The sequence below is a fragment of the Embleya scabrispora genome, assembly GCF_002024165.1.
GTDB lineage: Bacteria > Actinomycetota > Actinomycetes > Streptomycetales > Streptomycetaceae > Embleya > Embleya scabrispora_A.
Genome location: NZ_MWQN01000003.1, coordinates 143998 through 158071 on the forward strand (window position 1 = coordinate 143998; position 14074 = coordinate 158071).

A 14074-nucleotide genomic window follows, 5' to 3' on the forward strand; every position below is an offset into this window, starting at 1 on the left:
CCGGACGAGTAGGGCCCCGCGGCGGAGTACGGCCCGCATCGCGGGCCGTATCCGACCATCCTGTCGCTCAGTTCGCGTGCTTGACCCAGGCCGACTGCTCGTAGCCGCTGTCCACGTGGAAGACCTGCGGGCTTCCGAACGACCACCGGACGTGAATGGTCCACGTTCCCACGCCGAGGTTGATCCCCGCACACTCGAACTTCGCCGGCTGACCCGCCGCGTTCCATCGCTTGACGGCCTCGCGGCATGCCGCGACCAGTTCCGCGAAGTAGAGCGTCAGCTTGGCCGAGGAGGGTTTGACGCCCGTCTCCTGCCTCATGTGCTTGAGGCAGGCCATGTCCGTCTCCAACCCCGCGGTTTGCATCGAGAACGCCCTGGGAACCCAGGACGACCCGATCTTGACCCAGGACATCGCGACGACTCCGTCGGGGCAGGCGATCTCGGGCGCGTCGAGGGAGTTGAGGGCGATGCAGGCATCTTCCCAGTGCGGGATGCTCAGCATCAGGTCGAACGCCTTCGACAACTGCGGGACCGTGCTGCCCTTCGCGGCCGCGTTCCGCAGCGCCTTCACGACATCCTTGTTGGCGGCGTGCGTGAGCACCCGGGTGAGGCCGGCCGCCGAATCGATCGTGCCGAGACAGATGATCCACGGGGTGCCGTAGAACTGGGTCATCGCGGTACAGGCCGTCTTGAGCGGCGGGGCTGCGGCGCCGAGCGGCTGCAGGCGCCGCAGGGTGTCGGCGTCGAGGTGGATGACGCTGCCGTACAGCTGCATCCGGGCCTGCTGTGCGGCGCTGCCGGCGCCCCCGACGACGGCCTCGATCGCACTGCGCTGCTGTGCCGCGGGCAGCGTGAAGTTCGTACACAGCGCCGCGTCCGCGTCGGCCCATACCGTTGCCAACGGTGTGCCGAGCACGACGCCCGCGGCCTTGCGGAACTTGACGACCGGCGCGGTCCACGCCGTCAGGAACGGGGTCAACGCCAAGGCGTCGACCTGTGCGAGGAGGTCGTCGACCTCCACCACCAGGACCTCCAGTTCGGTGCGGCTGTTCGTACACCACTGCTTGCGCGCCGCCAGCCAGGTCTCCACTTCGACGGCGCGGAGAAGGTACTGGTCGATCTCCTTGGTGAAACCGTCCAAGGCGTGGTCGAGAGCGACGACGATCGGCGTGGCGTAGAGGAATGCCTCCAGAGTGATCTTGACCTGGTCGTTCGCCGCCGGGTGTACGTCCGCGTCGGTGAGTTGGGCGTACTTGACCTGCTCGGCGGCCTTGATCGCCACGCCGACGGAGTCTCCGAGCTGCGCGACGAGCGCCCCCAGCCCGCCGGGAAGCGCTTTGATCACCGCTTTGATCTGGTCGATCCACAGCCGGCGGCGTTCCGCCGGAACCTCCCCGAGTCGCACGGTCAGGGCTTTGGTGGCGCCGGTCTCTTCCGACCAGGTCTTGATCCGCTGGTTGACCATGGCCTTGAGCAGCGACTCGAAAACGGCTTGCAGGTGCTCTTTGGTGGGCGGCACTACCGGTATCACGAGGCTCCCCCCTCTGCGGCATCTCGAGGGCGCCACGCGGAACTTGGACAGTCCCCCGGCTCGCTGGACGTCGAGCGTGGGTGCGTGAGCGAAGAAGCCGCCCGCCCAGTATCGAACCTCGACCACTCGCGCCGCAGCTCCGACACGTGTCCGAGTACCGACCGATGGGGCCACTTTGGCGGGCCGTTCGGATTGTGGTCCGGTGAGGCTTCGGGAGGGAGACGGTCGATCATGGGTCGGGATGGTGCGGTAGTCGCCGCTCGGGACGGCTTGTCGGCGGATAATCGTCCGGACGGGCCGAGTTGGCTCCCGTACGCGTTCGCGCCGGGCGCGTGTAGTACGTGGTTCGCGTCGAGGGGGCTGTCGTGCGCCGGTGCGGCAGGTCGTCTGGCTGCGGGACGGGGACGGGACCACGCGAGGTGGTCTCTGCTCCGCGAGAGCTACGGAATGAGCAGGGCCTTGCCCGCGATCGAGCGGGCCGCGAACAGCCGGTACTCGGCCCGCCCTTCGTCGTCCTCCTCGGCGGCGTCCACATCGACCGGCCCGTCGGCCACGCACCCACGCTCGACGAGCTCGGCCGCGAACGCGACCATGTTCGCCCGCGCCAAGGCATCGACGCCCGCGCTCTCGGACTCGCGCGAACCGGTCGCGGCCCCCACGGACATCGGCGTGGCCGCATTCGACTCTTCGGGCATCGACTCGCCCCTCCTCGGATCACTGTCGTCGTCTTCGCCGCACACGATCCCATCGTGGCCGGCGCTCGGATCTCGCGGCGACCCTCGGCCTAGCGGTGACCACGGCCGGCGGCGCCATGCGGTGTGCACGACCTCGCCGCCGACCGTTTTCCGGTGCGTCGGTGCGCGGTGTGTCGGAACCCGCTCACGCGGGCGTTGCTCCCTCGGCTGCCGCGGTGGGCGCCCCGTCGTCCTCGTGTCGGTCGATCAGGACGGCGAAGGCGTCGAGGACACGTTGCAGGCCGAAGGAGTAGGCGTGGGCCGGGTCGTGGGCGCTTCCGTGTGCGGCGCCCGCGGCCGCGCCGACGCGGACGGCCGTGGGATAGGTCTTCTCGTCGAGCACCCGGGCCAGCAGCGGGGCGTTCAGCTCCCACCACTGTCGGTCGTTCATCGCGCTGTCGTTTCGTTCGGCGCGGGCGGCGGCGTCGGCGCGGGCGCACGCCTGTACGAAGGTCAGCAGGTGGGTCAGGCAGTCGTCCATCTCGACGTCGTCCAGGCCCAGGCCGTCGAGTCCGGATAGTTCGTGCTCGTACTTCGCCATCTGCCCCGGCCCCAGCGGAGGTCGGATCGTGGAGACGGTCGCGGCCCACGGGTGGCGGGCGAACAGGGCGATGTTCTCGTCCGCGATGGCGGTGACGCGCCGGCGCCAGGGTTGTCGGGTGGTGTCGGAGCGGGGCATGCGGGTGTAAGCGGCGTCGAGCATGAGGTCGAGGAGCTCGGCCTTGCCGGGGACGTAGGTGTACAGGGTCATCGGCACCACGCCGAGGTCCTTGGCCACTCGGCGCATGGTCAGCGCCTCCAGACCCTCGGCGTCGGCGATGGTCGTGGCCGCCTCGACCACCGCGTCGACACTCAGTCCCCGTCGTGGTCCTCGGCGACGGTCGGAGGAGGCGTCGCGCCACAGCAGGCGCAGGGTGTGGGCGGGGTCGCCCGAACCGGTTCGTTCCGTCGACATGGTCGTCCTCTCGCTTTTCAACTCTGTACGATGTATATTGTACGCCGTACAGAGAAGTTGCTCGTCGTGTTCTCGGAGGCATCTTTCATGAAGGTCACGTCCAGTGCCGTATCGCTCAACGTGGACGACGTCCCGGCGTCCGCCGGCTTCCTCGTCGAGCACTTCGGATTCCGCGAGGAGATGGCCGCCGACGGCTTCGCGTCCCTGACCCGCGACGACGCCGGGATGAACGTCGTCTTCCTGCGCCGGGGGTTGGAAAGCCTCCCGGCCGATCAGCGCGACGTGCACGCCACGGGATTGATCCTCGCCTTCGTCGTCGAGGACCTCGAAGGCGAACTGGCGCGCCTGCGCGCCGAAGGCGTCACGATCACGATGCCCCTGACCGATGAGGAGTGGGGCGAGCGCGCCTTCCAGGTCCGCGACCCCAACGGAGTCATCGTGCAACTGGTCGACTGGAACGCCCCCACCACCGCCTGAGCCGAGCAACTCGAGGCTGCGCCCGGCAGCAGAACGGATCCGGGGAGCGCGCATCGGTGTCTCCCACTTCCGTGGTAGGCGCGGCGACTCGAATCAACCCGGCACCGCAGGACGAACTTGACCCTGCGGTTGACGCTTCGGATCGATGCGCGGCCATAGCTTCGGTCTCGTAAGGAAATCCGCGAGAACGGGGTGAGACGGGTGAAGACGGTACGACACGAACGGTGGCGGGTGCCTGCGGTGTTGACGGCGACTGCCCTGCTGTCGTTGGGAGCGAGCATGGCGGGCACGGCCGAGGCGGCTTCGGGAGATGAGGTCGCCCAGGCGGCCGCGAAGACGGGCCGCAGCGACGCGTGCGGCCCGAAGGGGTGCGGGAGCGCGACGGTGACATGGGGAAGCACCCAGGTCACGAACGTGAGCATGTCGGTGAAGGACACGGCGTGCAACAGTCACACCGTCGGTATCCAATTGCAGGTGGAGGGGTTCGACGGGCACGCGTGGGGTGGCCCGGTCCACTGGCTTCCCAAGGGCTGGACCTGCAAGGACGGCTACAAGGGCTGGTATGGCCTGCACGCGAACATGGGGTGGAAGATCCGCTCGGTGAGAGCGGTGGTCTACGCGAAGAACGGTGGAGGCGAAAACCCCACCCTGTACGGGGGCAACAGGGCCGACAATCCCTACACGTAGCCGTCGAGTTCGGTACTCGGGGACGATGGGCCCGTGGGGGATGTGCGCCGGCGAGGCGTCCCGCACGGGCCCAGGACTGACGTACCCCGGCCGTCGACGCTGATGATCCGCGCGCGCAGCGGATCCACCCGGGCGGAGAACACTGCGCCGGCCCGGCCGCCGAGTCGGAGCAGGCCCCCTGTGGGCCGTCATCGTCCGATATACCCGATCAAAGGTCGCTGCCGGGCGGGATGGGCGTGGCCTGGTGGTAGTACATCCGCCATACCCCGGCTGCGCTCTGCTTGCGCCAGAGCGAGCTCCTTCGTGCCCGGTTTCCATCGAACGTGGTCTCGTAGGTGAGATGCACGAGTCCGGGGGCCAGTAGCGCGCCGACGAAGTTCGAGGGTTCGTAGCGCGGACCGCCCTCCGCCGCCCCCTTTCATCCGGGGCAACTCGGCAAGCATCTCTTCGTACGTCCATCGCCGTCCGGAAGCGCCGACCTCGACGAAGTCCGGGTCCAGCAGCGGCAGGGCAAGCGAGCGGGACGCGCGCACGTCGGGGTCCATCAGACGCAGTTCTGCGGCGATCGCTTCGCCGACCTCATCCATCTCTTCGCTCACGCAGGCATTCTCGCTCGCGTGGCCACCAACTCCCCAACCGGGATCACCCGTCGGGCATCGCCGGCAGTCGGGTTTCTCGATGGCCATCGGTGCGGGGCCGGGCGCGGTGGTGGCCAGTCGTTCGCCGGACAGGGACCACAGGGTTCCCCACGTCACTTCTCGGGGTCGTGGCCCCAGTTCATCAGCGAGTATCGCCAGGTGGTCGTGGTGGTGTCGCCGGTGGGGCGTTGGGCCAGGTGTCTGTGGACATAGCCGGTGACCTTGCGCATGTGTCCGAGGTCGTCGGCGTCGAGTTCGGATTTCCCGGCGCGCAGCAGGGCCACGATGCGCCGGCCGGACGCATGCCCGATGCTCTCTCCGCCGTCCTTGTGCTGCCCGGCTCGACGCGACTCGTCGGTGGTGAGCCAACGCTCCAACTCGGACGCGGTCATGTTGACCGCGTCGTGGAAGTCTCGCAGGGTGTCCTCGCGGTCGCTGTCCGCTCGCTCGGCCATCAGCTCTTTCCTTTGCGCTTCACCCGCGTCAGGGCCTGGGGCTTGTGGACGGCCGTGCCACCGGACTTCTCGCTTTCGACCTCGTACTGCGGCTGCTGCGATGAGGCGTCGACCGTTCGCCCGGCCGCGCGTGTCCGTCGGGTGAGCTTGCGCTTGACGATGCCGATCGCGGTACTTCCGTGACTGCGCCAACTCACCCGATCACCCTTCGCGATTTTCGCGTGCCGTGCCATGGCGTCCTTCTTTCTCGTGGCTCCCTCTCCTCTACCCATTCAGGGAGTTTTATGGATCTATCGCCATGCATTTCCACATCGTCGTGGTCACCTGGGCAACGCCGACCGGTCGATCGCCACCGGGAGTCCGTGACTGCTCGGCGCGGGGCGACGTTTCCCGCGTCGCCGGCGTGCGCGCGATTCGGATAGCCGGTCGATGGGTGGGCCATTAGCGTGATTCGCCGACTGTGATCATGCGGTGGCCGATGTGTCACCGACCCAGCGTGTCCGCGCCATGTGCGGTCAGAAACGGGGATTGATGAGATCCGTTACGTCGGAACGCGGTTTTCGGTGGCAGTCCGCGAAGCTGCGACGGCGAGTAGGTGTGGCGGTCGCGTCCGGGGTGCTCCTGACCGGTGGCGCGGTGGCGGTGGCTCCCGGCGCGTCGGCCGCATCGCACCCGTCGTGCGACACCGACTTCCGGGACCACACGGCGAAGATCTCCGGCAGCAACGTTCGCCTGCGGGCCAAGCCGAGTACCGACTCCACCGTGCATCGACTGCTGCAGAAGGGCGCCACCGTCACGGTGTACTGCCAGAAGAACGCCGGCGAGGCGAACTGGTGGTACTACGTCAAGCACAACGCCAGTGGGGTCAAGGGCTGGGTATGGTGGGCCTACGTATAGGTCCGGAAGCACGGTCGCGTTTCGTCATGGACCAGTGGTCGTCGATCGTGGCGAGTCGGGGCGTCGGTCGTGGGCGTTGGTCGGGCGGAGGCTCGAATGCGACATCGGCCGCCACTGTCCCGTCCGAAGCGGATGACCGATCATGGACGCATGTGTTCCGTCCCCGACGCCGTCGCCTATCTCGTCGGCCGCTGGTCCATCGACCGCACCGTAATCGACGAACTCTCCGGCGCCCGGGGCTCGTTCATCGGCACCGCGGAGTTTCGGCGCGTCGGCGACGAGCTGCTCGAGGAGGAGTCCGGCGAGTTCGAGTGGGGTGGCGTGACCAACCCCGCGAGCCGCAGTCACCGGCTTGTGCCGCGCGCCGACGGCACCGCCGACGTACTCTTCGCCGACGGCAGGCCGTTCCACGACCTCGACCTGCGTACCGGCCGCTGGAGTACCCGCCACCCCTGCGCAGCGGACTTCTACGACGGGGAGTTCACCGTCGTGTCCCCGGACGAATGGCACCTGCGGTGGCGGGTCTCGGGCCCGGCGAAGACGCAATTGCTGACCTCCGTCTACCGACGGATCCCCCCGGCCGGCCGGCCGCCGATCCCGGCCCCCTGACGAGCCGTGGTGGCTCGTCGAGCGCCGCCGGTCGGCCGAGTGGCCGGGGCGCACGGTCCGGACATCGGTACCGCGGCTCGTTCTCTCGCGCCGCGATCACGCGCGTGCCGCGTGCCCCCGCCGACTCACAGGGTGTCGAACCCCGACCGCCAGGACGGATGGGTCGGGATCCAGCCCCGGTGCTTGCGGGCGAGGTGGTTGTCCGCGCCTCGGGCCCAGGGGGCGTGCGGCACACCGGCCGCTGCGGCGGGCGGTGGCGCGCCCACCGCCCGAGCGAACGCCGGCACCCATTCGTCGGCGGTCGCAGGCTGGTCGTCGACCACGTTGACCACGCCGCTCGGCCAGTGCAAGGCGGCCACCGCTGCGGCGGCGGCGTCGTCGACGTGGACAAAACTCGAGACGTCCGGGCCCCCGGGCAACCGGCCCGCCCGCGCGTCGGCCGCCTTGATCCCGTCTGCCGCGAACCACGTACCCGGGCCGTAGAGCAGGCCGTAGCGCAGCACCACCCACCCGGGGAGCTCGCGGACCGCTCGTTCCAGGGCGATCACCCCTTCGATCGTGCCGCGTCGCGGTTCGACACTCGTGTCGTCCAGCGGCGTCGTCTCGTCGGCGGGCTCGTCTCCCGCCTCGTACACCCACGCGATGCTCTGCGCCACGATGCGTCGAACTCCCGCCGCCTGTGCGGCATCGACGAGATTGCGGGTGCCGACCACGCGCATCCTCGCGTTGGCCGCGAGGTCGACCGCGGACAGGTCGGTGAGTTGATGCATCACGACATCGGGCTCGGCCCGCCCCACCACACGGGTGAGCGCCTCACGATCGAAGACGTCCGCGAACGCGACCTCGGCGCCGTGTGCCCGTAGATCGGCCGCGGCCTCCGGGCGGCGCGTCAGCGCGGTGACCCGGTGCCCCGCGCCGACGAGCGCGGGGACGACCCGGCGGCCCAGGACGCCGGTCGAGCCGGCAACGAGAATATGCATGTTCGGAACTTCGGCTTTCTGTCGGGGGGCGGGCCGAGGCTTCGGCGACCCGGCCGGTGTACGGGTTCGGCGGTTACTTCGTCGGTCGAGGCACCCGGCGATCGCGTCGCGCGAGCAGTTCCGCCGCGTCGACGAGGGTGAGCATGGGTTCGCCGGGGACACCGACCATGACCACCACGAACCGGCTCCACGCGTCGGTGAGATTGTTGCCCGCCTGGTAGTGGATGACGTCGCCGCCCGGTTCCCAGAACGCCTCGCCGGCGCGAATGACCCGCTCGGGTTCGCCTTCGAGTTCGAACACCATCTCGCCTTCGAGCATGTAGCCGAAGACCGGACCCGAGTGCCGATGGGGCGGCGTACCCGCGTCGCCGGGCGGCAACTCGACCGTCATGGTCATCACTTCGGCGGACGCCGGCAAAAACGGCGGAGTCTGGTGGAGAAGGGTGGTCAGTACGGTCCCACCGCGCTTTTCGATCACGACCGCAACGGTAGGCGTGGTCCGGTCCACACGAATGGTCCACTCGGAGTCGAATGCGATGGACCGGTTACCCGGCGCGCCGCGGGCGTGTGCGCGGTGTCGTGTGTGCGCCGGCGCGCGACGGTGTCACCTGTAGGTGTGGTTTGGCCGCCGAGCGGCCGTGTGTTCGGGGTTGTGGGTGCTCTGCTGTTCGAGGCGATGCGCCGGGACCACTCGTGGTGTCCACGATCGGTCCGGCCTCGCCGTCCGCGGCCTGCCTCGCGGGGTGGGGCGTGGGGCCGGGCACCTCACGACGTAGGGGGTTTCGTCATGTCAACGATGAGAAGGCGGCGGCGCACCGGACGCTTGACCGGCGTCGGGATATCCATCGCGGTGGCGGTCGCGGGTCTGACCGCACCGTTGGCCGCCGGCACCGCGCAGGCCGCACCCGGGACACCGGGTGTACCGCAGGCACCCGCGGCGATCTTCGCCGAGGGCTTCGAGAACGGCCAGGGTGCGACGCCGACCCTGCTCACGAACTACACCGGCGGTCCGCCGGTGGGCGAGACGTACACCGCCGATCCGGCCTGGTTGACCGCGTGCAACGGCTGGATCACGTCGCCGGCCGCGTCGACCACGCCGCCCGTCGGCAGCGGATGTGTCCCGGGCGATTGGGCCCAGGTCAAGAACCTCGCGGGAGTACTCGGTCAGTGGTCGGGCGGTTCCTCGACCACGAACCACGCCGTGACGGCGTACACGGCGGGCAATCCCGGTGCCGGCAAAGTGCAGTTGGAGACAGTGACGCCGATTCCGTTGCCCGCCGGTCGGCGCTTCATCGCGTTCTCGGTCGACGTCGCCGAGGTCAACTGCTTCGCCAACCATTCCAAGTTCAGCTTCTACCTGCTCGACGGCAACGTGGCCACGCCCGCGTTCACGCGCCCGATCGAGGCGTGCGTGGATGCCACGACGACGATCGGCGGTGCCAAGGTCGGCACCTTCGTCAGCAACGGCGCCGTGCTGTTCTCCGGCGACCGGGCCGGCATCCGGTTGGTGAACGAGCAGCCGAGCGGCACCGGCAACGACGTGGCCTTCGACAACGTCAGGCTCGTCGACGCGAGCCCGCAGGTCGACATCGGCTTCGCGCCGACGCCGGTGCTCACCGGCGGCACCTCGACCCTGACCTTCACGATCACGAACACGAACGAGCTGGGCGCCAAGCCCGGTTGGTCGTTCTCCGACACGCTGCCGGCCGGGCTCAAGGCGACCGGGGTGACCACCACGACGTGTGATGCCGGTTCGGTCGTCGCCCCGGCGGGCGGGGGCACGGTCGACGTGTCCGGCAACCTGATCGCGGGTCAGGGGTCCTGCACGGCCCAGGTCCAGGTGACCTCGGCGGCGCGCGAGACGTACACGAACTGCGCGGCCGCTTTCACGAACGTCGTCGGGGTGAGCCTGCCCGGGTGCGCGAGCGTCGTGTTCGACACGATGCGATTCGACGCGCACGCGTACGGCGCCGCGCTGAAGTCGCCGCTCGGGGGCATCGGCCCGATCGCCGCGTCCGATGTGACGTGCTCGAACGTCGCGGCGGTGGACACCGACAATGTCGCGACGGTATCGCTGGGCACCGTCGGCAACGCGGGCGTGGTCACCACGCGCGCGGAGGGCACGATCGACGCGAACGGCCTGCAACGGGCGAACGCGCGCGCCGAGACGGCCGGGGTGAACCTGCTCGGCGGGCTGGTCACCGCGGATGTCGTCGAGGCGGTCGCCACCGTGCAGGGTGACGCCAACGGCGGTGCCACACCGAGCGGTTCGGTCACGTTGGCCAATCTGAGGGTGGCCGGGGTACCGGTGGTGAACCCGAACGTCAATGTGGACATCACGATCCCGCTGGTGGCGACGGTGCGTGTGAACGAGCAGGTGGTCGACCCCGGTGGTCGGGGAATCACGGTCAACGCGCTGCGGATCACGCTGCTGTCCGGCGTGAGCGTCGTGGTTTCGCACGCACGGGTGGCGCTGACCCTGCCGGGAGCCACGTGCCCGACCGTATGACATAGGGGCGACGAGACCGGACGCGGCGGCCGTTCACGGCCGCCGCGTCCTGCGCGTCGGTCGACATTCGTCACCACGACGGACCAATCCGCGCGCCGAACCGCTCCGAAGATCCCGTGAAGGAGACCGAGGCGACGGCGCCGCGGTCCCGACGCGAGGGGCGATCGCATCGATGTTCGACACCGTCTCCACCTCCGGGAGCCATCCACCCGCACGCTGTGGCGCGCGCATGGGCCGGGTGGCGGTGGTGGGTTCAGGGGTGGCCGGTCTCACCGCCGCGTACGAGTTGTCCCGGGCGGGCGTCGACGTCGAACTGTTCGAGGCCGACGGGCGCCTGGGCGGCCACGCGCACACCCGGACGGTCGTGGAACCCGACGGCCGGGTCTCGGCGCTCGACACCGGCTTCCTGGTGCACAACGAGCGGACCTACCCGCACCTGATGCGACTGTTCGCGGAGCTCGGAGTCCGCACCCGGGACAGCGACATGAGCATGTCCGTGCACTGCGACGGGTGCGGCCTCGAATACGCGGGCGCCCGCGGCCCGCTCGGGCTGCTCGGCCGGCCCGATGTCGTGCTGCGTGGCAGGTATCTGCGGCTTCTCGCCGAAGTACCACGCTTCCACCGGGCGGCCCGCCGCCTGCTCGCCGACCCCGCGGCGGGTGATCCCACCCTCCGCGAGTTCCTCGCGTCCGAGCGGTTCTCGCCCTACTTCGTGCACCACTTCATCACCCCGGTGGTCGCGGCCGTGTGGTCCTGCGCCCCCGACCTGGCCGGCGACTACCCCGCGCGCTACCTCTTCGTCTTTCTCGCCAACCACGGCATGCTCGGCGTGCGCGGCTCACCGACCTGGCGCACGGTCGTCGGGGGCTCCCGCACGTACGTCGACAAGATCGCCGAGCACCTCACCACCGTGCACCGCTCTGCCCCGGTCCGGGCGGTGCGCCGCCACAGCGACGGCGTCACGGTGATCACCGACGACGGACACGGCACCGCGGCCGACGCCGTCGTCGTCGCCACCCACGCCGACCAGGCCCTACGGCTGCTCGCGGACCCCACCGCGGTCGAGCGGGAGATCCTCGGCGCCTTCACCTACTCGCGCAACCCCACGGTGCTGCACCGCGATTCCACCGTCCTGCCGCGCGCGCGATCGGCCCGCGGCTCCTGGAACTACCGCATGCCGCACTGCACCGCTCCCTCCGATCGGGTGCGGGTCAGCTACCACCTCAACCGGCTGTTGAACCTGGAAAACACCGGCGACTACCTGGTCACCCTCAACGAGGACCCGCGGCACCCGATCCCCGAACATCTGGTGCTCTCCCGCACCGTGTACGAGCATCCCATCTACACCGCACGCACCGTCGCCGCCCAGCGTCGCCTGCCCGAACTCGCCGGCGGGCGTACCGCGTTCGCCGGCGCGTACCACGGCTGGGGATTCCACGAGGACGGCTGCCGCTCCGGCGTCGAGGCGGCCGGATCACTGCTGGGAGTGAGCGCACCGTGAACATCCTGCCCGGCCCCTGGGGCGCCGTGCTCTACGACACCCGCATCACCCACGTGCGCACCACACCCCGGCGATACGCCTTCCACCACCGCGGATACCTGTGGCTGATCGACCCGGACCGGCCTCCGGCGGTGCCCCGAGCGCTGCGACCCCTGGCGCGATTTCGGCCGGGCGACCACATCCAGGACGCCGCCCACCCGGGGCTGACGATCCGACAGGACCTGGCGCGCTACCTGGCCACGCAGGGCGTGCGGCTGGGCACCGGCACGGTGTCGATGCTCACCCAGGCGCGTTCCCTGGGATATGTCTTCAACCCGTTGACCGTGTACTGGTGCCGCGACGACCAGGGCCGTCCGCTGTGCACGGTCGCCGAGGTACACAACACCCACGGTGGCCGGCACCGCTACCTCCTGCGCCCGGACCCCGCGGGCCGGGCCCGAGCCGCCAAGGATTTTCCCGTCTCGCCGTTCTTCCCGGTCGACGGCCACTACCGGTTGGTCCTGCCGGAGCCGGACGGGCGCCTGGACCTGACCGTCCACCTCGAGCGCGCCGGCGGTCGGGCCTTCACCGCCACCGTCCACGGCACCGGTCGACCCGCGGGCACCGTCGCCCTGCTGCGTGCCGCGCTCACCCACCCGTTCGCCACCTGGGCCGTGAGCCTGCACATTCGCTACCGGGGCGTGCGCCTGTGGCTGCGCGGCCTTCCCGTCCATCCCCGACCCGGCTCCGACCCATCGGCCGTGAACCCTACGCCCCGCGAAGGAGTGCCCGTCCCGTGACCACACAGGCCTCGCCGACGCCTGTCGTCCACCCCGGCCGTTGGCCCGACGTCGCCCGCGTACCGCACGCTCCGCTGCGCGCGGCCGTCGTCGAACGCCTCCTGGACCGTGTCGCCACCCGCCGTGCCCTGCGCGTCGAGGGTCCCGACGGCCGTGTCCGGCGCCCGGCACCGCCCGGCGCGCCGGTCCTGCGTCTGCACCGTCCGCGCGCGTTCGCGCACCGCGTCGGCGAGAGCGGCCTGATCGGCTTCGGCGAGGCCTACCAGGCCGGCGACTGGGACAGCCCCGGCCTCGTCGCCCTCCTCACCGCGCTCGCCACCGACCCGCAGACCCTCGTACCGGGATTCGCGCAGCGGCTGAGGCGCCTGCACGTTCGCCGGCCGCCACGCGAGGACCTGCCCACCGCCGCGAACGCCAGACGCAACATCCACCGCCACTACGACCTCTCCAACGAGCTGTTCGCCCTGTTCCTCGACCCGACGATGACCTACTCCTCGGCGCTCTTCCCGACCGGTTCCGACGGCAAGCCGATGGCCGGCTTCGCGGGGTTGCCGGCCGCACAACACCGCAAGATCGACCGCTTGCTCGACCTCGCGCACGTCGGCCCCGACACCCGGGTGCTGGAGATCGGCACCGGCTGGGGCGAGCTCGCGATACGCGCCGCGGCCCGCGGCGCCCGAGTGGTCAGCCTGACCCTCTCCGAAGAGCAACTCGCCCTGGCCCGGCGGCGGATCGCCGACGCCGGCCGGCAACACCGGGCCGAGGTCCGACTCTGCGACTACCGCGAGGCCGAGGGTACCTACGACGCCGTGGTCAGCGTCGAGATGATCGAGGCCGTCGGCAGGCCGTTCTGGCCCGAGTACTTCACCACCCTCGACCGTCGACTGGCACCCGGCGGCCGGGTTGCCCTCCAGGCGATCACCATGCCGCATGAGCGGATGCTCGCCGCCGCGGATACCCACACGTGGATCCTCAAGTACATCTTCCCGGGGGGCCTGATCCCGTCCGTGCGGGCGATCGTGGAGAGCGCCGCCCACCACACCGGGCTGCGGGTGGCGAGCGTCCAGGCGTACGGCCCGCACTACGCCGAGACCCTGCGGCTGTGGCGCGAGCGCTTCACCGCACACGCGCGCGACGTCGCCGCCCTCGGCTTCGACGAGGTCTTCCGCCGCACCTGGGAGCTGTACCTCGCCTACTCGGAGGCCGGGTTCCGCAGCGGCTACCTGGACGTCCACCAACTGCTGCTGACCCGCGAGGAGTCGACGACATGAACCCACGGCGCTCGGCGACGTGCCGACGCCTCGACCGGGCGAATCGTCCAC

15 protein-coding genes and 1 pseudogene are annotated in these 14074 nt (G+C 70.1%); 8 read left to right on the top strand and 8 right to left on the bottom strand.

All coding sequences use genetic code 11. The annotated features are described in order from the left end of the window. Window positions 1–67: 67 nt before the first annotated feature. The 3 genes from B4N89_RS36420 to B4N89_RS36430 form a co-directional block, all read right to left on the bottom strand. The gene (locus B4N89_RS36420) at window positions 68–1531 is read right to left on the bottom strand and encodes a hypothetical protein (RefSeq protein WP_143658209.1); all 1464 of its coding nucleotides are present in this window, start codon (window positions 1529–1531) and stop codon (window positions 68–70) included. Window positions 1532–1971: 440 nt separating this feature from the next. Continuing rightward, window positions 1972–2226: a hypothetical protein gene (locus B4N89_RS36425; protein ID WP_143658210.1), complete on the bottom strand. Its 255-nt coding sequence runs from the start codon at window positions 2224–2226 to the stop codon at window positions 1972–1974. Window positions 2227–2410: 184 nt separating this feature from the next. After that, window positions 2411–3220 carry a TetR/AcrR family transcriptional regulator gene (locus B4N89_RS36430; RefSeq protein WP_078980863.1) on the bottom strand — a complete coding sequence of 270 codons (810 nt, stop codon included), beginning with the start codon at window positions 3218–3220 and terminating at the stop codon, window positions 2411–2413. Window positions 3221–3307: 87 nt separating this feature from the next. On the opposite strand from B4N89_RS36430, the gene B4N89_RS36435 reads away from it, so the two are divergent. After that, window positions 3308–3697, top strand: a complete 390-nt coding sequence (locus tag B4N89_RS36435; protein ID WP_078980864.1) for a VOC family protein — start codon at window positions 3308–3310, stop codon at window positions 3695–3697. A 279-nt stretch (window positions 3698–3976) separates the two neighbouring features. After that, window positions 3977–4384 carry a hypothetical protein gene (locus B4N89_RS36440; protein ID WP_143658211.1) on the top strand — a complete coding sequence of 136 codons (408 nt, stop codon included), beginning with the start codon at window positions 3977–3979 and terminating at the stop codon, window positions 4382–4384. Window positions 4385–4592: 208 nt separating this feature from the next. On the opposite strand, the pseudogene B4N89_RS36445 reads toward B4N89_RS36440, so the two are convergent. The 3 genes and pseudogenes from B4N89_RS36445 to B4N89_RS36455 all read right to left on the bottom strand — a co-directional run bounded on the left by B4N89_RS36445 (window position 4593) and on the right by B4N89_RS36455 (window position 5710). Beyond that, window positions 4593–4971 (bottom strand): annotated as a pseudogene (locus B4N89_RS36445) (DUF4440 domain-containing protein). Between the two features lie 164 nt (window positions 4972–5135). Beyond that, window positions 5136–5477 carry a DUF3140 domain-containing protein gene (locus B4N89_RS36450; protein WP_078980866.1) on the bottom strand — a complete coding sequence of 114 codons (342 nt, stop codon included), beginning with the start codon at window positions 5475–5477 and terminating at the stop codon, window positions 5136–5138. Further along, window positions 5477–5710, bottom strand: coding sequence for a DUF2945 domain-containing protein (locus tag B4N89_RS36455; RefSeq protein WP_078980867.1), 234 nt, complete (start codon window positions 5708–5710; stop codon window positions 5477–5479). The genes B4N89_RS36450 and B4N89_RS36455 overlap by 1 nt, the downstream gene beginning before the upstream one ends. A gap of 364 nt (window positions 5711–6074) precedes the next feature. On the opposite strand from B4N89_RS36455, the gene B4N89_RS36460 reads away from it, so the two are divergent. Together B4N89_RS36460 and B4N89_RS36465 are read left to right on the top strand one after the other, a co-directional pair. After that, on the top strand, window positions 6075–6374 hold the full coding sequence (locus tag B4N89_RS36460) for an SH3 domain-containing protein (RefSeq protein WP_161500944.1): 300 nt from the start codon (window positions 6075–6077) through the stop codon (window positions 6372–6374). A gap of 150 nt (window positions 6375–6524) precedes the next feature. Further along, a complete protein-coding gene (locus B4N89_RS36465; RefSeq protein ID WP_078980869.1) occupies window positions 6525–6983 on the top strand; it encodes a DUF6314 family protein in 459 nt (152 codons plus the stop codon). 125 nt (window positions 6984–7108) lie between these two features. Here the strand turns inward: B4N89_RS36465 and B4N89_RS36470 are convergent, their stop codons facing one another. Both B4N89_RS36470 and B4N89_RS36475 read right to left on the bottom strand, forming a co-directional pair. Further along, a complete protein-coding gene (locus B4N89_RS36470) occupies window positions 7109–7963 on the bottom strand; it encodes an NAD-dependent epimerase/dehydratase family protein (protein WP_078980870.1) in 855 nt (284 codons plus the stop codon). 73 nt (window positions 7964–8036) lie between these two features. Then, the gene (locus tag B4N89_RS36475) at window positions 8037–8441 is read right to left on the bottom strand and encodes a cupin domain-containing protein (protein ID WP_235619147.1); all 405 of its coding nucleotides are present in this window, start codon (window positions 8439–8441) and stop codon (window positions 8037–8039) included. Between the two features lie 309 nt (window positions 8442–8750). Here B4N89_RS36475 and B4N89_RS36480 point away from each other — a divergent pair, with 309 nt between their 5' ends. The 4 genes from B4N89_RS36480 to B4N89_RS36495 all read left to right on the top strand — a co-directional run bounded on the left by B4N89_RS36480 (window position 8751) and on the right by B4N89_RS36495 (window position 14023). Then, complete coding sequence (locus B4N89_RS36480) at window positions 8751–10472, top strand: choice-of-anchor P family protein (protein ID WP_078980871.1); 1722 nt, start codon at window positions 8751–8753, stop codon at window positions 10470–10472. Window positions 10473–10701: 229 nt separating this feature from the next. After that, complete coding sequence (locus tag B4N89_RS36485; protein ID WP_078980872.1) at window positions 10702–11973, top strand: NAD(P)/FAD-dependent oxidoreductase; 1272 nt, start codon at window positions 10702–10704, stop codon at window positions 11971–11973. A gap of 2 nt (window positions 11974–11975) precedes the next feature. After that, the gene (locus tag B4N89_RS36490) at window positions 11976–12752 is read left to right on the top strand and encodes a DUF1365 domain-containing protein (protein WP_414646460.1); all 777 of its coding nucleotides are present in this window, start codon (window positions 11976–11978) and stop codon (window positions 12750–12752) included. Beyond that, entirely contained in the window at window positions 12707–14023 is a 1317-nt protein-coding gene (locus tag B4N89_RS36495; protein WP_078981534.1) for an SAM-dependent methyltransferase, read from the top strand. Before B4N89_RS36490 ends, B4N89_RS36495 begins: the two co-directional genes overlap by 46 nt. The last annotated feature ends 51 nt before the right edge of the window (window positions 14024–14074 follow it).